The following is a 23,725-nucleotide window of genomic DNA, read 5'->3' on the forward strand; positions in this document are numbered from 1 at the left end:
CCCTGATGTTATGTCCGGAAGCCGTGCCGCGGGAGGAGCGGCATGATGCTGGCCATGCCCCTCCTCCCGCCTTGCCTGTGGACCAGTAGCGGTCCGATATCCGGAATGATTGTGCTGCTGTGGTCGCTGCGTGCTCAGTAGCTGATGGTGTCGCTGGGCAGCGCCGGCGTGGTCTTCGGGATGCGGATCGCCTTGGTGGCCTGCTCGAAGTCATAGCCGTAGCCGAGCAGCTTCGGTTCGCTCCACTGCGGGCCGAAGAAGGAGATGGTCACCGGCAGTCCGTCCGGCGTCATGCCGGCCGGCACGATCAGGTCGGGGCAACCGGTCTCGTTGGCGATGTTGGTCGGCGAGTCGCTGCCGGCACCGGGCTTGGGCGCTTCCTTCGGCGTGATCAGTGTGGCCGGGCGCGGCGAGGTCGGGTAGACCACGGCATCGAGCTTGTACTTGGTGAAGATCGCGGCCATGGCGGAGCGCATCGCGGCCAGCTGCTCGTTCTTCAGCGCCAGGTACTGCGGATCGTTCAGGTCCAGCGCCAGGGAAGCGGTGTACTTGAGGCCATAGGCCTTGCCCGGGCTGTTGTAGTGGGTGGCCGGATCGTTGGCCTTGGCCACGATCTCGTCGAAGTCCTTGGGGAAGCCGGGCTTGAGCGTGTGCAGGTACTGGGTCAGCTGCGCCTTGAACTCGGAAGCCACCAGCAGGTTGTAGATGCCGCCCTTGGCCTGGATCATGTAATCCGGGTACTTGATCGGATCGACCACCACCGCGCCCAGCTTCTTCAGCGTGGCGATGGCGTCTTCCACCACCTTGTCGGTGCCGGCGTCCTTGCCCATGAAGTCGCGGGCGATGCCGATGCGCGCACCCTTGAGCGAGCCGGTCTTGAGGTACTTGGTGTAGTCCTTCTGGAAGTGGCCGGCGCTCTTGACGCTGGCCGGATCGGCGGGGTCGACGCCGGTCATCACGCCCAGCGCGGTGGCCACGTCGGCAACGCTGCGTCCCATCGGGCCGCCGGTGTCGAAGCTCAGCGCCAGCGGCACGATGCCATTGCGGCTCATCAGGCCGACGGTGGGCTTGAGGCCGACGATGCCGTTGACCGAGGAGGGGCCGCGCACCGAGCCGCCGGTGTCGGTGCCCAGGCCGAACTGCGCGAAGATGGCGGCGATGGATGCGCCGGTGCCGCCGCTGGAGCCGGAAGGGCCGCGCGTCAGGTCGTGCGGATTGTGCGTCTGCAGGCCCATCGAGCTGTAGCCGTTGGGCACCTGGCCTTCCTTGAGCACTTCCGGATCGGTGGCGCCGCTGACGCTGCCGCCGCTGCCGGCGAACTCGCTCAGGTTGACCTTCGCCACCACGATGGCGCCGGCGTCGCGCAGCTTCTTCACCACGAAGGCGTCGCTGGGCGGCAATGAGCCGGCCAGCAGCTGCGAGCCGGCGGTGGTCTGGATGTCGTGGGTGTTGTAGTTGTCCTTCAGGACGATCGGCACGCCGTGCAGCGGACCGCGGATCTTGCCGGCCTTGCGCTCGGCATCCAATGCCTTGGCTTCCGCCAAGGCATTGGGGTTGAGCGTGATCACCGCGTTGATCGCCGGGCCCTGCTTGTCGTAGGCCGCGACGCGCGCGAGATAGGCCTGCGTCACCTGCTCGGATGAGACCTTGCCGGTCTTGTAGGCGGCCTGCAGGTCGGCAATGCTGGCGGTGTCGATGTTCAGCGTCTCGGCATGCGCGGCGGGCGACAGGGCGAGGCTGAGGGCGAGGAGAAACGCGGAGGGACGGAAGATCTTTTCCGCGTTCCTGATCGTGGTCGTGCTCTTCATGTGGGTTCCTGGCTGTATGGACCGTTGCGGCTGAACGGTCCTTATCCAGTAGACGCCGGCTTTCCGGTGCCCCCTACCTGTGCACGCGCTTAACAAAAATTCACTGTTCGCCCGGAACCGGCCCGAATTCCGGCGGCGCCATGCGGTGATGCGTCGCGCCTTCATAGGCGGCGGCGATGCGCAGCAGCACCGGTTCGGAGAACGGACGGCCGAGGAAGTCGATGTTCACCGGCAGCTTCGCCGCGATCGGCCCGACCATATGGCTGCTGTTCTTGCCGTCAGCGCCCTTGGGGTCGCGCACACGGTCGTAGACCTGCGTGGTGAAGCCGGCCGGTACCGAGATGGCGGGGAAGCCGTTGGCGCCGAGCAGGGTCCAGGCCAGCGGCGAGCGGCCGTTCACCGCCGGCTCGGTCGGCGCGCCCAGCTTCGGCGCGGGGATGTTGCCGGTGGGGTAGGTGACGGCGTCGAGCTTCAGCATCGCCATGCATTGCAGCCCGATCTGCTGCAGGGCGAAGCGTGTCTGCAGGCGGCTGGCCAGGGCCAGGGTCTTGTCGTCGGCCTTCTTCTGCAGCGACTTCTTCTTGTCGCTGAAGCCGGAGTCCTCGTGGATGTCGCTGTAGAAGCTGGACTTGGCGATCAGGTCGTCGGTGGACTTGATGTTGGCGTCGCCGCGGCGCTTCAGATACAGGTCCAGGGTATAGCGGCCTTCGCCGACGCTGCCGTCCGGGCCGATGTCGCGGATGCTCGGGCCGTCGGGGAACTGCGCCGGGTTGGCGGACATCGCCACCAGCAGCGGGATGTGGTCGGCGCCGGCGGGGAACAGCTTGGGATACTGTTTCACCAATTGATCGCTGTCGGCGGAAGGCATGTACTTGCGCACGCAATCCTGGAACAGCGCGCCGCCGGGGCCGGGATCGACGATGGTGGCGCCAAGCTTGCGCAGGTCCTCGATGCCGCGCTCGACGATGTCGATGCTCTCGGCGTCTGCCTGGGTGAACAGCTCCTTGTTCATGAATTCGCGCACCACGCCGATGCGCAGGCCGTCGAGCCGCTTGTTGTCCTCGGCATAGCCGGCATAGGGGCCGGCCGGCAGGCGGCCGACGCCGAAGGCGGTGAGTTCGTCGGCCGGGTCGTAGCCGGCGATGACGTCGAGCACTTTCGCCACGTCCTCGACGTTGCGGCATAGCGGTCCGACACGGTCGTTCATGAACGAGGCGGGGATGATGCCGGCGCGGCTGACCAGTTCCTGCGTCGGCGCCAGGCCCACCACGTTGTTGTTCTTCGCCGGGTTGCGCACCGACGGGCCCGATTCCTCGCCGACGGAGCACATCACCAGGTTGGCCGCCACGGAAGAGCCGGAGCCGCCGCTGGAGCGGCCCGGGCTGCGCTCGGTGTCGTAGGGATTGCACAGCGGGCCACCGAAGGAACTGCGGTCGCCGCTGGCGTACTCGCCCATATTGGCCTTGGCCAGGATGATGGCGCCGGCCGCGCGCAGGCGCTTGACGAAGGTTGCATCCTGCGGCGGACGGTCGTTGGCGTAAGGCGCATCCGCTCCGGAGGTGGAGCGCATATCGTAGGTGTCGTACTGGTCCTTGATCGAGAACACCACGCCGTGCAGCGCCCCCGCGAGGCGATGGGTGCGCGCGAATTCACGGTCCTGCGCGGCGGCGGCTTCCAGTGCGTCCGGGATGGCGGCGTCGTTGTCGGCGGCATCGGTCATGCTGCGCGCCTTGCGCGGATCGAAGCCCAGCGCCTGGCGCGCGGCCGGGCGCAGGTTGAGCGTGGTCAGGGCGTTGAGCTGGCCCGCGTGCGGAATGGTCTCAGCCGGGCCGAGGACGCCCTGCGGCTGACGCGTGCACTGGCCGTTGTAGGCCTTGATGCGGGCCAGGTACATCTTGACGATCTGGGTGGTGGTGAGATGTCCGGCCGTGATCTCGCGCTGCACCTCGGCGATGGTGGCTTCCTCCAGGTGGAAGTCGTTGTGCTTCGGCACCGGCGCCTTGGCCGCGGCGCTGAGGGACATTCCGGCCAGCAGCGCCGAGCAGGTGAAGGCGGCGAGGCAGCCGCGTATTCCGCGTGAGGTCATGGAAGGCTGATCGTTGGAAGAGGGGTGGTAATGAAATGGAACGGATTCAGCTGCTGACCACCGGCGGCACCGGCGTCGCGGCGTTCACCGGGGGGACGCGCTTGTGCCAGTCGGTGGCCTGTTCATAGGCCTGGGCCAGGGCCAGCACGCGGCCTTCGGAGAAGCGCGGGCCGGCGATCATCAGACCGATCGGCAGGCCGCTCTTGCTGAAGCCGCAGGGGATGGATACCGCGGGCAGTCCGTAGACGTCGAACGGCGCGCAGTTGGAGGTGACCGAGGGATCGATCGGCTTGGGATCGTGGGCGCGCTTGATCAGGTCGTCGAGCAGCGGCGGCAGGATGCGCTGCGTCGGCATCACCACCAGGTCGAAGTCGGTGAAGGCGTCGTCGATGGTCCGCCGCAGCAGATCCAGCTTCCAGCGGGCGCGGATGTAGTCGGTCGCCTTGGCGTTGCCGGAGAACAGCGTCTGCAGGCGCATGCGCTCCGGCAGCATGTACTTGGCGGCGGCGTTCTGGAAGTATTCCTCGTGGTAGGCGTAGACCTCGCCCAATGCGCCCAGATTGCCCATGTCGGTGATGCCGGGCAGGCTCACATCCTTCACGCTGGCGGTGAGCCGGGCCAGCACGGCGATAGCGGCGGCGCTTGCCTTGGTCACCTCGGGATCGACATGGTCGAAGTATCCCGCCGGCAGGCCCAGGCGCAGGCCGGACAGCGGCTGCTTCAGCGCCGCCACGTAATCCTCGCGCGCATGCTCGACGCTGGTGATGTCCAGCTTGTCGTAGCCGGCCATGACGTTGAGCATCAGCGCGGTGTCTTCCACCGTGCGCGTCAGCGGCCCGCAGTGGTCCAGCGACAGGATCAGCGGGATGATGCCGCGGATCGGCACCAGGCCGTAGGTCGGCTTGAGGCCCACCACGCCGCAGTACGAGGCCGGCATGCGTACCGAGCCGGCGGTATCGGTGCCCAGCGCGCCGTAGGCCAGGCGCGCCGAGATGGCGGCGCCGGAGCCGGAGGAGGAGCCGCCGGTGTTGTGGTCCAGCGCCCAGGGATTGCGCGCCGGGCCGAAGAACGAGGTCTCGCCGCCGCCCATGGCGAATTCCTGCAGGTTGGTCTTGCCCACGATCACCGCGCCGGCGGCCTTGAGGCGCGCCACCACCGGTGCATCCTCTTTCGGCACGCGGTCTTCGAACACCGCGCTGGCGCCGGTGGTGCGGATGCCGGCGGTGTCGATGTTGTCCTTGATGGCGATGGGCACGCCGTGGAGCGGCCCACGCAGTTTGCCGGCCTTCTGCTCTGCGTCGAGCTGCTGCGCCTGGGCCAGCGCCTGCTGGGCCGCCACGGTGATGAAGGCGTCCAGCTTGGGGCCGAGCACGCCGATGCGTTCAAGGCTGGCCTGGGTCAGCTGTACCGAGGTCGCGCCGCCGGAGCGCACCTTGGCCGCGGCTTCGGTGAGGCTCAAGCCGCTCAGTTCTTCCGGGTCCGCCGCTTCGGCGCGCCCGGCAAAGCCGAGGCTGGAGACGGCTTGCGCGGCGGCCGCCGCGGCGACCATGGTGGTGAACTGGCGTCGGGTGAGTTTCATGGGATGGAGGTTTGGGATTGAGGTCGGTACCGCCGGCATGCCGGCGGTTTCAAATGGGAGGTTTCCGCCAGCCGCCGGTCTTGCCTTCGATGTAGGCCATGGCGGCCAGCACCACATCGTCGCGCCAGGGCTGGCCGACCACATGGATGCCTAGCGGCAGGCCCGGCTCGTCGACGGAGGTGCCTGCGCGCACCACGCCGGCCGGCCAGCCGGTGGTGTTGTATTCGCTGGTCATGCCGCCGTAGCCGGCGCCGGTGCTGGCGGGCAGCAGGAATTCCACCGGCACCTTCTGCGGCGCGCGCACCGTCACCGGGCACAGGATCAGGTCGTACTGTTCCAGCCACGTGAGCTGTTCGCTCTTGATCGCGTCCATTTCCTCGCACAGGCGCGTGAACTCCGCGCTCGGCACGCCGACGCCGTCGCCCAGGTTGAGGCCGGGCGAGGCCTGGGTGGTTCCGTGCTGCTTGAGCATGCGCCGCATGTGGTCGCCGCCGTCGGCATTGCCGAAGCGGGTGCGCACGTCGACCAGTTCCTTGAACCTGGGCGGACGGTCGGCGCTGACCTTGCAGCCGAGGTCGGTGAAGTAGCCGACGCAACGCTTGACCAGCGCCTGCACTTCCTGCGAGGACTGCACCGTGCCGTTGTCGGTGTACCAGGCCACGCGCAGCTTCTTCAGGTCCACCTTGGCCGGATCGCCCAGCGGCACCGGCGCCATCGCCGCGTCGGAACCGTCCGGGCCGCCGATGATCGACAGCAGCAGGTGCAGGTCGGCGACGCTGCGAGCGAGGGGACCGGTCTCCTGGAACGTGTCGAACGGCCCACCATAGCCGACGATGTGGCCGGTGCGCGGCGAGCGGCCGTAGGTCGGCTTGATGCCGGCGATGCCGTTGGCGAAAGCCGGCCCGCGAATCGAGCCGCCGTAGTCGGAGCCGATGTCGAAGAACGCGCCATAGGCCGCGACGATGGCACCGGCGCCGCCGGAAGAGCCCGAGCAAAGATAGGCGGTGTTGTAGGGGTTATAGGTCTGGCCGAACAGCAGGTTGTAGGTTTCCCGCGCCGCGCCGCCCAGGGTGAATTCCGGCGTATTGGTCTTGCCCAGCAGGATGCCGCCGGCCGCGCGCACCCGCGCTACCACCGTTGCATCCTTGCCGGGCAGATAGTCCTTGCGCCCGAGCGTGCCGCCGGTGGAGACCACGCCGGCGGTGTCGAAGGAGTCCTTGATGGTGAACGGCACACCATGCAGCGGCCCCAGCGGCTTGCCCGCGGCGATCGCCGCGTCGGCCAGCTGCGCTTCCGCCAGCGCGCGCTCGCGGCAGGTGGCGACGACGGCATTGATCTTCGGATTGACCAGGTCGATGCGTGCGTAACAGCGCTGCACCAGTTCCACGGCACTGATCTGCCGCTGCCGCAGTGCCTGTGCGATCCGCGTCACCGTCAAGGTCAGCGGGTCCTCGCCGGCGGCCAGGGACGGCGCCGCCGCCCGCGCCGGCAGCGCGCTCGTCGCGAGCAAAGCCGCCGAGCCGGCGCCGGCCTTGACCAGGAAATCGCGCCGTGAAGCCGAGTGTCCGCTGTTGCTGGTGGTCATGGTCTGTCGGGTGTCTTCAGATCGGCGGGCGCTTCCAGCCGCCGCCCTTGCTCTCCAGATAGCTGGCCACGGCCAGGCAGATGTCCTCGCGCCAGGGCGCGGCCACCACCTGCACGCCGATCGGCAGCTTGCCGTCGGCCGAGCTGCCGCAGCGCACCACCACCACCGGCCAACCGGTGCAGTTGAACACCCCGGTGTAGGGCCAACCGCCGCCGGCGCCCGGCGCCTCGTCGGTATGCGGCTGGTCGATCGGCTGTGCCGGCTTGTTGGCGACCGGACAGAGGAACACGTCGTAGCCCTTCATCCAGTCCAGCATGCGGCTCTTGCAGGCATCCTGCTGCTCCCAGGCCTGCACCAGTTCCGGTGTGCTCAGCGGCTTGGCGGTGGACATGCTGGCCTTGCGCTGCGGCGAGATGTTCTTGGTGCCCCATTTGTCGGCGAGGCGCTGGTAGAAAGCGCCGCCGTCGCCGCGCGACAACTTGCCGCGCGCGTCGGCCAGGTCGTCGAGCACCGATTTCGGCGCATCCTCGTTGACGCTGGCGACGATCTCCTGCAGCCACTGCGCCGCGCGGCGCACGGTCTGCTTGGTGTCGTCGTCGGTGGCATTGCGGCCGACCGCGCCGTTGTCGGTGATGAAGGCTACCTTCAACTTCTTCAGGTCGACCCGGGCCGGGTCGGCCCAGGGCACCGGTGCGCAGGAGGCGTCATGGAAATCGGGACCGGCGATGATCGGCGTGATCAGCGTCAGGTCTTCCACGCGGCGGGCCAGGGGCCCGATCTGCTGCCACAGGTCGAAGATGCCGCCGTAGTCGACGATGTGGCCGGTGCGCGGCACGCGCACGCTGGTCGGCTTGATGCCGGCGATGCCGTTGTTGTGCGCCGGGCCGCGGATCGAGCCGCCCCAGTCCGAGCCGATGTCGAAGGCCGCGCCGCCGGCGGCGACGATGGCGCCCGCGCCGCCGGAAGAACCCGAAGTACTGCGCGTCAGGTCGTAAGGGTTATGCGAGGAACCGTAGAGCAGGTTGCTGGCCGTACTGATGCCGCTGAGACCGCCCAGGGTGAACTCCGGCGTATTGGTCTTGCCCAGCAGGACGGCGCCCGCCTTGCGGACGCGCCCGACCACGGTGGCATCCTTCTTCGGCACGTACTGCTCGCGGCCGTAGGTGGCGCCGGTGGTGATCACACCCTCGGTATCGAGTGAATCCTTCAAGGTGATCGGCACGCCATGCAGCGGGCCGACCCATTCACCGCGCGCGGCCTTCTCGTCCAGCGCCCTGGCTTCCTTGCGGGCGCGGGCATAACAGTTCATCACCACGGCCCGCATCTCGTCGTTGACCTCGAGCTGGCGCGCGATGAAGGCTTCCACCGCCTCGGCCGCGGAAACCTTGCGGGCGCGGATCAGCTGCGCCAGCTTGGTCGCCGACATGAAGATCAGCTCGTCGCTGCTGTCGGCCGAGGCCGTCATGGCGGAGACGGCGCTGACCGCGGTCGCGGCGACGGCGGCGTTCAGGGTGGAACGGCCGCGCAGGAAATCGCGGCGGCCGCTGTCGTAGGCCAGTTGCTGCAGCAACTTGTTGCTCATTGGAATTCCCCGGTTGGGTTCGCGTTCAGATCGGCGGGCGCTTCCAGCCGCCGCTCTTGCTCTCCAGATAGCTGGCCACCGCCAGGCACACGTCTTCGCGCCAGGGCGGCGCCACCACCTGCACGCCGATCGGCAGCTTGCCGTCGGCCGAGCTGCCGCAGCGCACCACCACGACCGGCCAGCCGGTGCTGTTGAAAGCGCCGGTGTAGCTCCAGGCGTTGTAGGGCGGCGGGGCATTGGGCGGGCGGTCGATCGCCTCCGCCGGCTTGCCGGCGACCGGGCACAGCAGCACGTCGTAGGCTGACATCCAGCGCAGCATGCGCGACTTGGCGTCGTCGGCCTTTTCCCAGGTCTCGACCAGTTCGGCGGTGGACAGCGGCGTCATATTCTTCATCCGCTCGGTCACCTGCGGCGAGAAGTTCTTGGTGCCCCACTTGTCGGCCATGCGCTTGTAGAAAGCCCAGCCGTCGCCGCTGGTCAGCTTGGTGCGGGCGTCATAGAGGTCGCTGAGGATCTCCCTGGGCAGGTCTTCCTTGACGCTGGCGGTCACGCCTTCCAGCCACTTCGCCGCCTGGATGATGGTGTTCTTGGTGTCCTCGTCGGTATCGGCGACGCCGTTGGTGGGGAAGAAGCCGACGCGCAGCTTCTTCAGATCGACGCGGGCCGGATCCGCCCATGGCACCGGCGCGCAGGAGGCATCGTGAAAATCCGGACCGGCGATGATCGGTGTGATCAGCGTCAGGTCTTCCACGCGGCGGGCCAGGGGCCCGATCTGCTGCCACAGGTCGAACAGGCCGCCGTAATCGACGATGTGCCCGGTACGCGGCACGCGCACGCTGGTCGGCTTGATGCCGGCGATGCCGTTGTTGTGCGCCGGACCGCGGATCGAGCCGCCCCAGTCGGAGCCGATGTCGAAGGCTGCGCCGCCGGCGGCGACGATGGCGCCCGCGCCGCCGGACGAGCCGGAGGTGCTGCGCGTCAGGTCATACGGATTGTGCGAGGAGCCATAGAGCAGGTTGCTCGCCGCGTTGATGCCGGCCAGGCCGCCGAGGGTGAATTCCGGTGTATTGGTCTTGCCCAGCAGGATGGCGCCGGCCTTGCGGACGCGCCCGACCACGGTGGCATCCTTCTTCGGCACGTACTGCTCCCGGCCGTAGGTGGCGCCGGTGGTGATTACGCCCTCGGTGTCGAGTGAATCCTTCAAGGTGATCGGCACGCCGTGCAGCGGGCCGACCCATTCGCCGCGCGCGGCCTTCTCGTCCAGCGCCTTGGCTTCCTTGCGGGCGCGGGCGTAACAGTTCATCACCACCGCGTTCATCTCGTCGTTCACCGCCAGTTGCCGGGCGATGAACGCTTCCACCGCCTCGCTGGCGGAGACCTTGCCGGCGCGGATCTGCTGTGCCAGCTTGGTTGCCGACATGAAGATCAGCTCGTCGCTGCTGTCGTTGGAGGCGGCCTGGACCGCGGAGACGGCGGCAGCGGCGGTGGCGGCCACCGCGGCCTTGAGCCCGGCGCGGCCGCGCAGGAAGTCGCGGCGGCTGCTGTCGTAGGCCAGTTGTTGTAGAAGCTTGTTCATTGTTTATCCTTTTTTATCCGGCTTCAGAGCGGCGGCATCTGCCAGCCGCCACCCTTGCTCTCGAGATAGGCCATGGCGGCCAGCACCACGTCGTCGCGCCAGGGCTGGCCGACCACCTGCACGCCCAGCGGCATGCCGGAGTCCTCGCTGGAAGTCCCGACCCGCACCACGCCCGCTGGCCAGCCGGTGGTGTTGTACTGGCTGGTGTAGTTGCCGCCGGAAGGCGGGGCGTCGGGCGGATTGACGAACTGCACCGGCACCGGACGTGCCGGTTCGGCCGAGGCGGGGCAGAGGATCAGGTCGTACTGCTCCAGCCAGGTAAGCTGCTCGCTCTTGATCGCATCCATCTCTTCCAGCAGGCGGGTGAAGTCCGCGCTCGGCAGCTCGTGGCCGTCGAGGCGCAGGCCGGGCGAAGCCTGGGTGGTGCCGTGCTTCTTCAGCATGCGGCGCATGTGGTCGCCGCCGTCGGCGCTGCTGTACTTCTGGCGGATATCGGACAGCTCCTTCATCTTAGGCGGCTGGTCCTGGGTGACCTTGCAACCCAGGCTGGAGAAGTAGTCGGCGCTCTTCTTCACCAGCGATTGGATCTCGGACGAGGGATCCTTGATGCCGTTGGTGGTGTAGTAGGCGACGCGCAGCTTCTTCAGGTCGACCTTCGCCGGATCGCCCAGCGGCACCGGCGCCATCATCGGGTCAATGCCGTCGGGACCGGCGATGATCGACAGGATCAGGTACAGGTCGCTCACGCGTCGCGCCAGCGGGCCGGTCTCCTGGAAGTTGTCGAAGGCGCCGCCGTAGTCGACGATGTGGCCGGTGCGCGGCGAACGGCCGTAGGTCGGCTTGATGCCGGCGATGCCGTTGGCGTAGGCCGGGCCGCGGATCGAGCCGCCGTAGTCGGAGCCGATGTCGAAGAACGAGCCCGCCGCGGCGACGATGGAGCCGGCGCCGCCGGAGGAACCGGACGGGTTGTAGTTGGGCTTGTACGGGTTGTAGGTCTGGCCGTAGACCAGGTTGTAGGTGCCGCGCGCGCCGCCGCCAAGGGTGAATTCCGGCGTGTTGGTCTTGCCCAGCAGGATGCCGCCGGCCGCGCGCACCCGCGCCACCACGGTAGCGTCCTTGCCCGGCACATAGCTCTTTCGGCCGAGCGTGCCGCCGGTGCTGACCACGCCGTTGGTGTCGAACGAATCCTTGATGGTGAAGGGCACGCCGTGCAGCGGCCCCAGCGACTTGCCGGCGGCCAGCGCTTCATCGGCCTGCCTGGCCTCGGCCATGGCGCGCTCACGGCAGGTGGCGACCACGGCGTTGAGCTTGGGGTTGACCTCGTCGATGCGGGCGTAGCAGCGGGTGACCAGTTCGACCGAGGTGATCTTCCTGTCGCGGATCATCTGCGCCACTTCGACCACGGACTTGGACAGCACGTCGCCGGGCGGCAGCGCGGCGAAGGCGTTGGGCGAGAAGCGGGAGAACGCCAGCGCCGTGCCGGCCACCGCGGTGGTGCCGAGGAAGCGGCGGCGCGTCAGGCGCATCGCCGCGGGATTGCCGGTATTGGAACGTTGAGTCATGGCCTTTGATCCTGTTCGGAAATTGGGGTGTGGCGCGCTCAGCCGCCGGAAGCGGTAGGGTGGTACCAGTAGGGGAAGGTCTGGTCCTTGAACAGTTTCTTCGGGACCATGGCGTGGATTCCCTTGGTGCCGTCGACCACCTGGGTGACGTGGAAATCGACGCCGATGCTGGACAGGGCGAAGGCGTGGGCGAAATCCAGGCCCATGCGTTCCTCGAGGAAGGTGTTGTTCTCGCGGATCGCCTTCTTCATCGCCTCTTCCAGGTTCGGATCCAGGCCGAAGTTGATGAAGTGCGTCGGCGTCTCGGCGCGCGGCGCGTCGATCTTCACGCCCTTGTGCAGGATGAATTGCAGGATCGCCGTGTTGGCGGTCTCGATGGCGGTGACGGTGACTTCGCCGTCGCCCTGGCCGCCGTGCGCGTCGCCGGTGAAGAAGCGCGCGCCCGGAGCGAAGACCGGCAGGTACAGCGTGGTGCCGGTGACCAGCTCCTTGCAGTCCAGGTTGCCGCCGTAGGGACCGGGCGGACTGCTGCGCGGGTTGGCGCCGAAGGAGGCGTCGGGCTGCACGCCCATCACGCCCATGAACGGACCGAGCGGCACTTCGATGCCCTTGTCGAACACGCCGACGTGGCGCTTCTGGTCGATCATCACCACCTTGTAGAACGGTGCCGGCACTTCGTCGGGAATGCCGCCGGAGCCGCCGCGCTCCGACACCACGCCATACGGAATGCGCGGCTTCACCGAGAGCATGCGGATTTCCAGCATGTCGCCGGGCTCTGCGCCCTCGACGTTGATCGGACCGACCAGGATGTGGCCGGTCTTGATATCGCCGTTGCGCGGCGTCTCCTTCAGCACCTTGGCGGTTTCCGCCAGGCCCGGAGCGGTGGCCAGCGTGTAGGGAATCTTCTCCTCCGCCAGCCACTGGTCGGGGTCCTTGTCGCCCCAGCGGTTGCCGCCGCCGGTGTCGATCTTCACCGTCTCGCCCGACTTGATGGTCAGGATCGGCGCCTTGTCCGCCGGGAAGTTGCCGATGACGGCGTTCTCCGGCGTCAGCTTGACGTAGTGGTCGTAGTGCGGCTCCGCCTGCGCGGCGAGGGGGCCGCCCAGCAGGCAGAGCAATGCCGCGCCGATGCCGATGCGGCGGAAAGTACTACGCGCTGTCTGGTTCGTGTTCTTGTTCTGGATATTCATCGAAGGTCCGTTTGATCTGGTTATGGCCTGGTTGTGTCGATGCGGTTGCGTGATCAGCTCTGCGGCGTCGGCGCGCCCTGCAGCCGGGTCAGTTCCGCCTGCCACTTCTCCAGCGCGCGGCGGCCCTCTTCGGCGGTGAGCTTTTCGGCTCCCGGGTGGGCAAGAGGGCCGCCTCGGGCGATGGCACTGGACAGTTCGCCGATGGCCTCGCCGAGGTCGGCCCGGTACCTGGCCAGACGCTCCTGGTCGAGGCGGTCGCCGGCCAGCGTCGGCAGCAGCAGGTTGTGGTAGCGCGAATGGTTGTAGACGAGGTAGGCGAGGGCGGCCTGGTGCGCGGCGTTCGGCTGCAACTCGGCGAAGCGCCGCGCCAGCGGCAGCTGCTGTTCCATCGAGTCCAGCGCCAGCTGTGCTTCGCCGCGTGCCTGCTCTTCCTGACCCTGCTGGTAGAGCTGCTGCGCACGCGCCATGCGGCCCACATAGTTGCTGCCCGGTCCCTGCCATAGCGCCACGGCGCCGGCGGTGAGCAGCGCCATCGGCGCGACGAAATACAGGGTATGCCGCAGCAGCACCGGGCCGGCGCCCAGGCCGCCGCCGGAGCTCCACCAGGACAGCGCGTTCTGCGCCGTCGCGCCGGACGGCTCGGGCGGCGCCAGGTTCTCGCGGTTCTGCTGATGGCGCAGCTTCCAGATGAAGCCGTCGAAGTAGTAGTGCAGCAGGGTCGAGGTGAAGCCCAGCGCCATCACGATCGACATCAGCCAGCGGCCGCCGTGGGTGCCGGTGAGCGTTTCGCCGTAGGCCAGGCACAGCGCGACGTAGCCGGCCGCCGCCAGCAGTCCGCCGCGCAGGTGCAGCCGCTTGAACAGGCCGGCCCGTGCGCGGCCCGGACGTGCGGCGATGCTGCGGTTATAGCGCCATACGATGGCCAGGTACTGCGTCATGTGCACGATGCCGATGGCGGCGAAGCCGGCCTTGAAGGTCCAGCCCGGCGCCAGGCCCTGCATCAGCGTGTTCGGCACATAGCTCAGGTACATCACGCAGAAGGTGATGGCGAACAGCGCCAGCTTGGCGGCGCTGATGAAGTAGCCCTGGCGGCGGCACCACAGCAGGTAGGCGGTATAGGCCAGCGTTGCCGCGCCCGCCAGCAAGCCGCTGCAAATGGTGAGGGCGTGAATGGCGCCCGGCGGCACCGCCAGTGCCAGCGATGCGCCGACAGTGCGGTAGAGGTCTTCCAGGATGCCGGGCAGCCATTCGCTGCTGGAGGCCATGATGAAGATGAACCAGGCGGCGCAGAGTAGCAGGTCCATGCGCGCCGCCAGGCGCCGCGGCGCTGCGTTGTGGCGGTCGTAGATGCGCATGAAGCCGTAGTGCTGCATCAGGAAGTGGTACGGATCCCACAGCGCCAGCAGGATGAACAGGTAGAGGAAGTTCTCCACCGGCACATCCTTCGCCGCCATGTAGCCGAGCACCCCGGCGGAGAAGGCCAGCGGCAGCAGCGGTCCGAGCAGGAAGGTCCACTTGAAGCGGTGGAACAGGTCGACGTCGCCGTAGATGCGGATGAAGGTCGGCAGGTGGTGCGCCACCGTCATCACCATGTGCACCAGGATGATTGCGGCCACGGCGCTTTCCGCGCCCAGCATGCCGAAGCCGAGCAGCGCCACCGCCAGCACCAGCAGCGGCGCGGCGATGATGAACAGCGCGTCCTGCACCGGATCGAGAATCCAGTTCTGCGCCGGCCGCATGGCGCGGGTCACGTCAGCGGCTGGCGTCATGACCAGGGCCGGTCCGGGAAAGGCATCCTGCATCGCTGCGGCGAAGAGGCTTTCCGGGTTGCCCTGTTCGGCCATGGCGCGTTCAGCGACCGAAACTGCCGCCGGCCGCTGCCGGGTACGCCCGGGCGGCGAGGGTAAAGCCGGCACGCCGTGGCCCGGCGGCCGCTTTACCAAAGGCCCCTTGCATAGCCCTGATCATCAGCTCTTGCCGTTGGCCTGAGCCGGGGCTGCGGCGGTCGGGGCGCCGGACGCCTGCTGCGGTTGCAGCACACGCATCCATTCGCTGGCCTGCTGCCTGGTCTCGTCGTAGGTCGCCGCCTTCTGCAGCATGGTCATCGCGCCCTTGAGGTCCTCCGAGCGGTAGTCCGCCACGGCGATGCGGAAGTAGGCCTCGCCGGGCCGCTTCAGGCCGCCCTTCTCCAGTGCATGCTCGAGCATGCTCTTGGAATCATTCCAGCGTTCCTGGTCGCCGTACATGGCGCCGAGGCGGAAGTAGTACTCGCCGCGGTCGGACATGGCCGCCAGCTTCTTCAGCGTATCCTCGGCCTTCTCGCTTTCGCGGGCATTGATCCAGGCATTGGAGACCAGTTCCAGCGTCGCCTCGTTGCTCGGCATCTTGTTGCTGGCGATGGAGGTGTCGATCAGCTGCGCCGCCTTGAGCGGCTCGCCCAGCATCATGTAGGTGCTGTACAGGTTCTGGATGTCCTCCGGCTTGTCCAGCATGCCCTGCCGGTCGGCCAGGGCCAGCACCGCGGTGGCCTTGCCCTCGTCGTTGAGCTGCAACAGCACGCCGGAGAGCTGCTTCCAGTAGTCCGGCTTGTTGGGCGCCATGGCGATGAGCTGGATCAGCGTGTCGGTGCAGGCCTGGAAGTCCTTCATCTCGTACTGGATGCCGAGCTTGAACTGGACCCAGGACTCCTTCGGCTCCTTGGCCTGCGCCAGCGCCAGGTTGGCCTGCTCCAGCGCTTCCGGGTAACGCTTGCGTTCCGCCATGGCGCTGGCCAGGAACATGCGCGAATCCGGCGTGATCACATTGCAGGTGGTGGCGAAGTAGGTCTGCAGCGCCGCGATGCCCTGGTCATACTGGTTGTTGGCGATGTAGATCTGGCCGAGCATGTACTGCGTCTGGTCGGCCGTCTCCTTGGGCAGGGCGTTGTAGGACAGCGACTTGGTGAAGTACTCCGTGGCATTGCCGTAGTCGTTCTTGCCGGCGTAGATCGCGCCCAGGTTGTAGTAGATGAAAGCCTTGTCGTAGTCGGTGCCGCGGGTGGTCAGCTCCTTCAGCTTGTCGATCGCCTCGTCGGTCTTCTTCTGCGACATCAGCGCGGTGGCTTTCTGCAAGCCGGCGAAAGTCAGCTCGCTGATGTTGTCGCTCGAAGGAGCCGACGAATGCGGCGCGGCCGCGCCGGCGGTGGCCCCGGCTCCCTTGGCGCCCTTGACCGGCGCGACGGGAGCCGCCGGCGCGCATTCCGCGGCCAGTGCTGCATGCAGGGGCGTCAGGCTTGCGCCCATGGCGCAGGCGGCGGCCAGCCAACGGCCCAGGCGAAGGCCGGGGCGTGTGATCTGAGCGGAAGTCGGGCGGGGCGTCATGTCGTGGTGGGGCATTAGCTGTTGTTGAGGTTGAACTCGATCTTCTGCACGGCGTGGAACTCCACGGCCTTGCCGTCGACGACTTTCGGCTTGAAGCGCCATTTCTGGATGGCGGTAACGGCCGCGGCTTCGAACACGCCCTTGGGCTTGGCGCCGACCACGCGCGCACCGTGCACACTGCCGTCCGCCGCGACGGTGACGTCGATGTCGACCCAGCCGCTGACGCCGGCGCGGCGCGCTTCCACCGGGAAGGCCGGCGGGATGCGCTGCAGCGGGATCAGGTCGCTGTCCATCTGGCCGATGCCTGGGCCGGAGGCGGGGCCGCCGACGCCGGTGTTGAGGCCGAGGTTGGTGGGCATGGAGATCGCCGGGCCGGTGGCGCTGGCGGAGACGTCGACCTGGATCTTCGACGGCGGCGGCGGCTGTTGCGGAGGCGGCGGGGGCGTGGGCTTGTGCCGCTCGACCGTCGGCGGCTCGACGTCGTGCTTGAGGCGCACGAAATCGACCGTCGGCAGGTTCTCGATCTTGTTGACGCCATGCCCGGTGTAATGGATCACCGAGTACATCAGCCAGAACAGGGCCAGCGAGGCACAGGCGGACAGCGCCAGCGCGCTGAACCAGCGCACCTGGAAGCGGGCGGAACCGAGGTCCAGCGCCGCTGTGTGGGCGCTGTGGCCTTCTTCATAGGATCGGACGGCGACTTGCATGTGCTCAACTCCCCACGGGCGGTGCGGCTGCGATGGAAACTTCACCGATGCCGCCGAGCTTGACTTCGTCCATCACCTTGGTGAGGGCGCCGGTCTGCGAGGCCTTGTCGGCGATGACGACGACGGTGTCGTCCGGGCGTTCGATGTGCAGGCTTTCGATCAGTCCGCGCACTTCGCGGATGTCGACGCGGCGCTTGTCCATCCAGATTTCGCCATTGGGACGGATGGCGATGAGGATGTTGCCGGACTCCTTGTGTTCCGCGGTGAGCGCCTGCGGGCGCGTCACGTTGATGCCGGATTCCTTGACGAAGGAGGTGGTGATGATGAAGAAGATGAGCAGGTTGAGGACGAAGTCGAGCATCGGCGCGAGGTCGATGCCGGTCTCCTCCGATTCAACCGTGGCGTGGCGTCTGGATAGCATGGCTGGCGGTTTCCGTTGGACCCGTTAACTCTTCGAAGCGGCGATGGAGACGTTCTGCACGCCGCCCTGCCGCGCTTGGTCGATGACGTCGACCAGGATGCCGGTCGGCGCCGCCTGGTCGGCCGCCACCACCACCGGATCGTCGGGGCGCTGCGAGTGCAGGCGCTCGATGTTGGCGCGCACCGAACGCTGGTCGATGATCTTGTGGTCGACGATGATCTGGCCGTCGCCGGAGATGGCGATGACGATGCTGCTCGATTCCTTCTGTTCCGCCTTGGAGGCGTTCGGCCGGCTGACGGTGATGCCCAGCTCCTTCATGAACACCGCGGTGATGATGAAAAAGATCAGCAGGTTGAGGACGAAGTCCAGCATCGGCGCGAGGTCGATGCCGGTCGTCTCTTCCATGTGGTGTGTTGCGTGGTTGGTGCGCAGGCGCATGTCAGTACTGGAATTTGTCGGCGAGCCGCTCGGTCTCACGGCTGACGCGGCGGCGGAAGTAGAAGTTGGGATAGAGGCCGGTGATGCTCACCGCCAGTCCCGAGAGGGTGCAGATCATCGCTTCGGAGACGCCGTTGGCCATCGAGCGGGCGTCGGCCGAACCGCGGGCCGCCATCGCGTCGAACACGTTGAGCATGCCGGTCACGGTGCCGAGCAGTCCCAGCAGGGGACACAGCGGCACCAGTACGCGCAGCAGGGGCAGGTTGGCCGACATCCCGGCGTTGAGCCGGGAGATCATCGCCTTGCGCACCTGGTGCGCGGTCCAGCTCATGTGCTCGGTGCGGGCCTCCCAGGCCGCGAGCAGGCGTTCGGCCTGCCGCGGCAACACGCTGCTGAAGTACCACCAGCGCTCGATCACGATCGACCACATGATCAGGCAGGCCGCGAAGATCAGGGTCACCACGAAGCCGCCGAGCTCGACCATGTCGCGGAACGCCAGCAGTGGGGCCAGCAGTGCGTCATGCATGCTGCGCGCCCTCCAGGCGGCCGGCCAGCAGGCCGGTGCTCTGCTCGTCGATGATCTGCATGATCGAGCGGGACATCGAGGTGAGCCAGGCATTGGCGAACAGCAGCGGGATGGCGATGCCCAGGCCCAGCACGGTGGCGATCATCGCCTGCGAGATACCCGCCGCCATCAGCTTGGGATCGCTGGAGCCGGATTCGGTGATGCTCTGGAAGGTGATGATCATGCCCACCACCGTTCCGATCAGGCCGAGCAGCGGGCCGGCGGCGATGGCCAGGCGCAGGAAGGACTGGAACCGCTCCAGGTTCGGCGCTTCCTTCAGCACCGCTTCGGAGATGCGCAGTTCCACCACCTCGGCGTTCTCCTCCAGGCGGCGGGCGTCGCCCTGGAAGGTGGCCAGCACGCGGCCCAGCGGGTTGTCGGTCCTGGGGCTCGCCAGGTTGTGCAGCTGGCTCTTCACCTTGGTGCGGACCAGCACCAGGTAGACCAGCTGGTAGATGGCCAGGGCGGCGCCGATGATGCCGACGGTGAGAATGATGTAGCCCACTTCATGGCCGCGCTGGATGCGCTCCAGCAGGTTCGGGCGCAGCGAGTAGATGGTCAGCAGGGTGCCGCGGGTCGGATCGACCACCGACTTGACGTAACCCGTATGCGCCTGCTCCAGGTTTTTCGCGGCGCTCTCGAAGCGCGCACCGGGCTGGCGCGCCATGATCGACAGCTGCTTCTCGTTGGGCATGTAGGCCAGGTACTTGCCGCCGGTGGTGGCGCTGAACGATCCGACGCGCACCACGGTGGCATCGACCGGTGCGCCGCCGGGGCTGACCACCTTGGTCTTGAAGCGCTCGACCTTGCCGCTCTCGGTCATCTCGCGCTGCAGCTCGAACCAGAAGCGCTCGAGGTCCAGCGTCGACGGCAGCTCCTTGGACTGCGACAGCTTGGTGACGAAGTCCTCGCGGTCGGGGTACTGCGCGCTGATGATCGAGGTGCGCACCACGGTGGAGAAATCGTTGGAGACCTGGCGCACCACGCCAAACAGCTCGCCCAGGTTGCCGCTGTGCGCTTCGAGCTGTCCCTGCAGTTCGCCGATCTTCTTCTCGTTGCCGTCGAAGGCGGCGGACATCTCGGCGCCGCGCTTCTTCTCGGCGGCCAGCTGTGCCTGGGCTTCCGCCATCAGGGCCTTCTGCTTGTCGTGCTGGGCCTGGAAGATGGCTTCGCGCTCGGCGTTGGCCTGGTCTTCGTGCTGGTGCACGGCCTTGGTCTGTTCCAGCAGGTCGTCGAGGCTGGCTGGGCCGGCCGCGAAGGCGCTGGAAGCGAGGGAGATGACTGCCGTGGCGAACACGGTTGCGATGAGGGCGCGGGACATTACTTGGCCTCCGTGGGCGCGTGAAGGGGAACGGTGAGGAAATCGGGTGCGGCCTGCTTCTTGGCGACCTTGAGCGCCGCCTTGATGTCTTCGCCGTAGCTGTTGTCACCCTTGAAGCTCTTGGAGTCGGCATCCCAGTAGCCGGTCTCCTTGCCATCGAGCGTCTGGTACTGCAGGGCGACGCGGCCGACGCGCAGGAAGTCGACCGTCTTGTCGCCGACCTTGCCCTGGTAGGATTCCAGGGTGCGGCCGTATTCCATTTCGATCTGGTAGGCCTCGACGATGCGGCGGAATTTCTCGGACAGCGAGACGTCGGCGCGGCCCATCATCTCCTTCAGCGTGGCGATGCGCTTGGCGCGCTCGTCGGCCAGGAAGGGCGTGTCGAGCTGCACGAACTGCTCGAGTGTCGACAGCATGTTGTCCATCAGCGGCAGCACGTCGCGGGCCGTGCCGTCGACCTGTCCGAGTTGGCGATTCAGGTCGGCCATCTCGTCGTTCTGCGACTTGACCTGCACCGCCATCTGATCGTTGTAGGTCTTCAGGCTGGTGGTTTCGGCCAGGGCCTGGCGGTACTCGGCCACCATGCTGGTGGCCTCGTCGTCCATCGCGTCGATGTGCTTCTGCGAAGCCTTGCCGGCCTGTTCGGTGCCGGCCTGCTCCTTGACGGTAGCCTCGACCTTGGCGGGGGCGTCGGCGGGAGGAGCTGCCGCCGGTGCCTGTGCACCGGCGGAGCCGCATTGCACCGCGATGGCGCAAACCGCGGCGCGGATGATCCAGAGGGATGACTTTTTGAAGTCGTGCATGGTGGCTTGTCTGTTCGTGGGTTCTTGCTTCATGGCTCGGTGCCGTGTCGTATCGGGAAGTCGGGAAGGGCGATCAGAAATCGATCTTTGCCTTGAATTCGAAGTTGCGGGTCGGCATGGCCGAAACCAGCGTGCCGTTGGTATCGCCGATGCCGGCGCGGAAGTACTGGCGGTTGAGCAGGTTGAAGCCGCTGAGCGAGAAGTGGTAACGCGCCTTGTCGTACGCGAAGCCGGCATCGACGTTGGTCGTCGACGGCAGGCGCACGGTATTGATGCGGTCCGCCCAGACGGCCTGGAAGTACTGGCCATCGGCGTGGAAGCTGAAGCCGCTGCCGATGATGTAGTTCATGTTGACGCCGTACTGGTGATCCGGAACGCCCACCACCTTGGTGTAGAGGCTGGCCAGCGGAGCCGGGATGTTGATGTTGGCCTTGCCGCCGTAGTCGAAGGCTTCCGCCGGGTAGAGCACGTTGCCGTTGGCGTCGGTCACGTCCTGGAATCCCAGCAGGCGCGCGCTGACGGTGATCGACGACACGCTGTTGTAGATGTAGTGCGAGGACTCCCAGAACGAGTAGGCGCCGACGTTGAGCTTGCGCGTGACCTGCCAGTGGATCTGGTTCTCCCAGCCCTTGGTGTTGGTGCTGGAGACGTTGGCGCTGGCGGTCGGGTCGGTCGGTGCGGAAATGTCCGTACGGGCCTGGATGAAGTACGAATCGGTGAAGGTCAGGGTGCCGTCGAGCCAACTGCCCTTGATGCCGGCCTCGCGCAGCTTGGAGGCGCCGATGTGGCCCGCCGTGCTGGTGATGACGCTGGTGGCCATGATGTTGTTGGAGTCTTCCAGCGCGATCGCCGACTTGGCGAGGGTCGCGTAGGGGCGCAGGCCGAACGGCAGCTGCTGCGACAGGCTGATGCTCCAGGAAGTGCCGTGGCTCCAGCCCATTGCCGCGCCCGAATTCAGGAACTGCGCGGAAATGGGCTGATCGCTGGAGGCGATGGTCGACGAAGTGACCAGCGGATTGTTGGGCGTTTCGTTAAAGCGGCGGGCGTCGCCGCCGTGCGCCGAAGAACCGTCCCAACGACCACCGAGAACCACGTTGGTGTTCTTGAAGATGTCCACATCGAACAGCAGGCCGGCGCCGAAGTCGTTGTACCAGCTGGTGCGGTCGACGGTATTCAGCGCGCCGGTGGCGTAGCTCGGGTTGTTCAGCGGATTGGCGAAGTTGTTGTTGGCCAGCTGCACATCGTTGCCCTGCGTGGCCAGCATGTCCTGGCGCCAGTCGAAGTCGCCGCCGGCGTCCTTGATCACCGCGTGGGTGACGCGATAGTTCAGGGAGCCCAGGGTGTTGACCGCGAGCCAGCTCGGCAGGTATTCCTCCGGCAGTGTGTGCGTGGCGGTGAATTTGTCCTCCAGCGAGTGCTGGGTCAGGTATTCACCGTAGGGCAGGTAGGAGTCCTTGGTCGCCTCGACGTTATCCGACAGCATCTGATTCTTCATCGTGAAGTTCGGATCCTTGTCGTCGATCATGTCGTAGTAGCCGAGGTACAGCACGGCGTTCTGCAAGCGCTCGAACGAGCCATCCTTGTGGTAGTTCGGATGGGCGTAGCCGGTGGTGCGCGGATCGAGCACGTTGCCAACCGGCAGCCAGCCTGACACGGGCTCCGGGCCGCCGACGCCCTGCGCGCGCAGCCGGCCGGTGGGATCGGCCTCCGGGTGGGCGACCAGGTAGTTGTACATCGACTGCGGAATACCCTGGACCTTGGGGAAGTGGCCGGGCCGCAAGAACTTGCCGGTGACCGGATCGATCGGCCACTGGAAAGTCTGGTTGAGCGGTTGGTTGTTGACTGTCGCCGTACCCGCGGCAACGCTTCCGTCCAGCAGCTTCAGGCTGGTGACCGAGTAGGGCTGGGCGCAGCCGCCTTGCTGCATGCCGCCGGGAATAGGCGTCATTGCCTGGGAGGAGACGGTGGCGGCGGAAGCGCAGGTTCCCGCGGTGGTGCCGCTGTCGCTGCCCAGCGGCGAGTTGATGTGGATCTGGCGGAAGCCGACGGTGTTGTAGTTGCTCGGGTTGTAGATCTGGCCGGTGTAGTTGGGGTTGGTCGCCGGATTGTTGAATACGCGCAGATCGACCAGCGGACTACCGGTGATGTACTTGTTGCTGCTGATCAGATCCTGGGTGACGCGGTTGACGAAGGCGCCGGAGGTCTGCGAATTCTGGTACTGCACCCCGCTCTCGATACGGAACGGGCCGATGGCATTGTCGACGGAGTTGGTCGCCTGCAGGATCTTCTGCTTGGCCTTCACTTGGTCGACGAAAGTGTTGGAATCCTCCAGCAGGCCGAACACGTAGTAGCCGCCCTGCTTGCCGAGCACATCCAGCGGACCGCCGACGCCGATCTGCGCTTCCGCCTTCTGATAGGAGCCGACAGTGCCCTGGGTGAAGCCGGTGACGTCGGACAGATACGCCCCGTTGACGGCGCGCCCCGACTTCGGCGTCTCGTTGGCGTAACCGCCCATTTCCCCCATGCCGTAGATCGGCGAGGGCGGCCCTTCCACGACTTCGAGCGATTCGAGACCGTTCAGGTCGGTGCGCTCGTGGCCCTGCATGGTCAGGCGCTTCATGCCGCGCCAGTACACGTCGGCCTGGATGCCGCGGATATTGATGCCGCCCTGCAAGCCGTAACGCGTGGTGGTGTAGGTGCCGGGCACCGCGCGTGTCAGGTCTTCCACCTTGGAAATGCCCAGCGTATTGAGCTGATCCTGGTCGAGGAAGGACACCGAGCGCGGGGTTTCCAGGATCGGCTTGGAAAAGCCGATCGAGGAGCCGCTGCTTGGATTCGAGATCGCCGTCAGCGCATCGGCGTTGACGCTCAGCGTCGACAGTTCCGACGCATTCTTCGGCGTCGCCGCCTTTTGATCACCTCCGGGCGTGGGAACCAGCATCGCCGGCGCCTGCGGGGCGGACCCTCCCGCGTCCGTGCCCTGCGCCATCGCGAGTGCCGGTATGCCGAGCGCGACAAGGGTTGCCGCCAGCGGCATCGCCAGCACGCTGCTGACGATCTGCGGAAGCGTTCCAACATCGATACCTGTTCTGCTGCTGCGCACGTTGTCTCCCAATGTTGATGAGGCTGCTCAAGCCGAGGTT

At 66.9% G+C, this 23,725-nt stretch carries 17 protein-coding genes; all 17 read right to left on the bottom strand.

Going from position 1 to position 23,725, the window contains the following annotated elements; all coding sequences use genetic code 11:
* Positions 1-134: 134 nt before the first annotated feature.
* The 17 genes from BP26_RS0108905 to BP26_RS0108985 all read right to left on the bottom strand — a co-directional run bounded on the left by BP26_RS0108905 (position 135) and on the right by BP26_RS0108985 (position 23,685).
* Positions 135-1,808, bottom strand: a complete 1,674-nt coding sequence (locus tag BP26_RS0108905; protein ID WP_029920227.1) for an amidase family protein — start codon at positions 1,806-1,808, stop codon at positions 135-137.
* A gap of 100 nt (positions 1,809-1,908) precedes the next feature.
* Complete coding sequence (locus BP26_RS0108910) at positions 1,909-3,894, bottom strand: amidase (RefSeq protein WP_051748701.1); 1,986 nt, start codon at positions 3,892-3,894, stop codon at positions 1,909-1,911.
* A 46-nt stretch (positions 3,895-3,940) separates the two neighbouring features.
* Complete coding sequence (locus BP26_RS0108915) at positions 3,941-5,473, bottom strand: Asp-tRNA(Asn)/Glu-tRNA(Gln) amidotransferase GatCAB subunit A (protein ID WP_029920229.1); 1,533 nt, start codon at positions 5,471-5,473, stop codon at positions 3,941-3,943.
* Between the two features lie 49 nt (positions 5,474-5,522).
* Entirely contained in the window at positions 5,523-7,058 is a 1,536-nt protein-coding gene (locus tag BP26_RS0108920) for an amidase (RefSeq protein WP_029920230.1), read from the bottom strand.
* A gap of 16 nt (positions 7,059-7,074) precedes the next feature.
* Positions 7,075-8,640 carry an amidase gene (locus BP26_RS0108925; protein ID WP_051748703.1) on the bottom strand — a complete coding sequence of 522 codons (1,566 nt, stop codon included), beginning with the start codon at positions 8,638-8,640 and terminating at the stop codon, positions 7,075-7,077.
* 25 nt (positions 8,641-8,665) lie between these two features.
* A complete protein-coding gene (locus BP26_RS0108930) occupies positions 8,666-10,216 on the bottom strand; it encodes an amidase (RefSeq protein WP_084182935.1) in 1,551 nt (516 codons plus the stop codon).
* Positions 10,217-10,239: 23 nt separating this feature from the next.
* The gene (locus tag BP26_RS0108935) at positions 10,240-11,778 is read right to left on the bottom strand and encodes an amidase (RefSeq protein WP_029920233.1); all 1,539 of its coding nucleotides are present in this window, start codon (positions 11,776-11,778) and stop codon (positions 10,240-10,242) included.
* Between the two features lie 38 nt (positions 11,779-11,816).
* Entirely contained in the window at positions 11,817-12,968 is a 1,152-nt protein-coding gene (locus BP26_RS0108940) for an acetamidase/formamidase family protein (RefSeq protein ID WP_084182936.1), read from the bottom strand.
* Positions 12,969-13,021: 53 nt separating this feature from the next.
* A complete protein-coding gene (locus BP26_RS0108945; RefSeq protein ID WP_029920235.1) occupies positions 13,022-14,812 on the bottom strand; it encodes a hypothetical protein in 1,791 nt (596 codons plus the stop codon).
* A gap of 123 nt (positions 14,813-14,935) precedes the next feature.
* Positions 14,936-16,249 (bottom strand): tetratricopeptide repeat protein, encoded by a 1,314-nt coding sequence (locus tag BP26_RS0108950; protein WP_169740668.1) that lies wholly within the window; start codon positions 16,247-16,249, stop codon positions 14,936-14,938.
* A 92-nt stretch (positions 16,250-16,341) separates the two neighbouring features.
* Complete coding sequence (locus tag BP26_RS0108955; RefSeq protein WP_051748705.1) at positions 16,342-17,034, bottom strand: energy transducer TonB; 693 nt, start codon at positions 17,032-17,034, stop codon at positions 16,342-16,344.
* A 4-nt stretch (positions 17,035-17,038) separates the two neighbouring features.
* Positions 17,039-17,455 (bottom strand): ExbD/TolR family protein, encoded by a 417-nt coding sequence (locus tag BP26_RS0108960; protein ID WP_029920238.1) that lies wholly within the window; start codon positions 17,453-17,455, stop codon positions 17,039-17,041.
* A gap of 24 nt (positions 17,456-17,479) precedes the next feature.
* The gene (locus tag BP26_RS0108965) at positions 17,480-17,893 is read right to left on the bottom strand and encodes an ExbD/TolR family protein (RefSeq protein WP_029920239.1); all 414 of its coding nucleotides are present in this window, start codon (positions 17,891-17,893) and stop codon (positions 17,480-17,482) included.
* 1 nt (position 17,894) lies between these two features.
* Positions 17,895-18,419 (bottom strand): MotA/TolQ/ExbB proton channel family protein, encoded by a 525-nt coding sequence (locus BP26_RS0108970; RefSeq protein WP_029920240.1) that lies wholly within the window; start codon positions 18,417-18,419, stop codon positions 17,895-17,897.
* Positions 18,412-19,779 carry a MotA/TolQ/ExbB proton channel family protein gene (locus BP26_RS0108975; protein WP_029920241.1) on the bottom strand — a complete coding sequence of 456 codons (1,368 nt, stop codon included), beginning with the start codon at positions 19,777-19,779 and terminating at the stop codon, positions 18,412-18,414. The genes BP26_RS0108970 and BP26_RS0108975 overlap by 8 nt, the downstream gene beginning before the upstream one ends.
* A complete protein-coding gene (locus BP26_RS0108980) occupies positions 19,779-20,615 on the bottom strand; it encodes a DUF3450 domain-containing protein (RefSeq protein WP_169740669.1) in 837 nt (278 codons plus the stop codon). Before BP26_RS0108980 ends, BP26_RS0108975 begins: the two co-directional genes overlap by 1 nt.
* A gap of 40 nt (positions 20,616-20,655) precedes the next feature.
* Positions 20,656-23,685 carry a TonB-dependent receptor plug domain-containing protein gene (locus BP26_RS0108985; RefSeq protein ID WP_157572434.1) on the bottom strand — a complete coding sequence of 1,010 codons (3,030 nt, stop codon included), beginning with the start codon at positions 23,683-23,685 and terminating at the stop codon, positions 20,656-20,658.
* Between the last annotated feature and the right edge of the window lie 40 nt (positions 23,686-23,725).

Origin of the sequence: Nevskia soli DSM 19509, from assembly GCF_000711955.1 — a bacterium.
In the GTDB taxonomy this organism is placed as follows: domain Bacteria; phylum Pseudomonadota; class Gammaproteobacteria; order Nevskiales; family Nevskiaceae; genus Nevskia; species Nevskia soli.

Coding starts and splice junctions, on each gene's coding strand:
- BP26_RS0108920 (WP_029920230.1), bottom strand. CDS start 7,058: ATGACCACCAGCAACAGCGGACACTCGGCTTCACGGCGCGATTTCCTG.
- BP26_RS0108930 (WP_084182935.1), bottom strand. CDS start 10,216: ATGAACAAGCTTCTACAACAACTGGCCTACGACAGCAGCCGCCGCGAC.
- BP26_RS0108940 (WP_084182936.1), bottom strand. CDS start 12,968: ATGAATATCCAGAACAAGAACACGAACCAGACAGCGCGTAGTACTTTC.
- BP26_RS0108965 (WP_029920239.1), bottom strand. CDS start 17,893: ATGCGCCTGCGCACCAACCACGCAACACACCACATGGAAGAGACGACC.
- BP26_RS0108970 (WP_029920240.1), bottom strand. CDS start 18,419: ATGCATGACGCACTGCTGGCCCCACTGCTGGCGTTCCGCGACATGGTC.
- BP26_RS0108955 (WP_051748705.1), bottom strand. CDS start 17,034: ATGCAAGTCGCCGTCCGATCCTATGAAGAAGGCCACAGCGCCCACACA.
- BP26_RS0108925 (WP_051748703.1), bottom strand. CDS start 8,640: ATGAGCAACAAGTTGCTGCAGCAACTGGCCTACGACAGCGGCCGCCGC.
- BP26_RS0108915 (WP_029920229.1), bottom strand. CDS start 5,473: ATGAAACTCACCCGACGCCAGTTCACCACCATGGTCGCCGCGGCGGCC.
- BP26_RS0108980 (WP_169740669.1), bottom strand. CDS start 20,615: ATGAAGCAAGAACCCACGAACAGACAAGCCACCATGCACGACTTCAAA.
- BP26_RS0108975 (WP_029920241.1), bottom strand. CDS start 19,779: ATGTCCCGCGCCCTCATCGCAACCGTGTTCGCCACGGCAGTCATCTCC.
- BP26_RS0108935 (WP_029920233.1), bottom strand. CDS start 11,778: ATGACTCAACGTTCCAATACCGGCAATCCCGCGGCGATGCGCCTGACG.
- BP26_RS0108905 (WP_029920227.1), bottom strand. CDS start 1,808: ATGAAGAGCACGACCACGATCAGGAACGCGGAAAAGATCTTCCGTCCC.
- BP26_RS0108945 (WP_029920235.1), bottom strand. CDS start 14,812: ATGGCCGAACAGGGCAACCCGGAAAGCCTCTTCGCCGCAGCGATGCAG.
- BP26_RS0108960 (WP_029920238.1), bottom strand. CDS start 17,455: ATGCTATCCAGACGCCACGCCACGGTTGAATCGGAGGAGACCGGCATC.
- BP26_RS0108910 (WP_051748701.1), bottom strand. CDS start 3,894: ATGACCTCACGCGGAATACGCGGCTGCCTCGCCGCCTTCACCTGCTCG.
- BP26_RS0108950 (WP_169740668.1), bottom strand. CDS start 16,249: ATGGGCGCAAGCCTGACGCCCCTGCATGCAGCACTGGCCGCGGAATGC.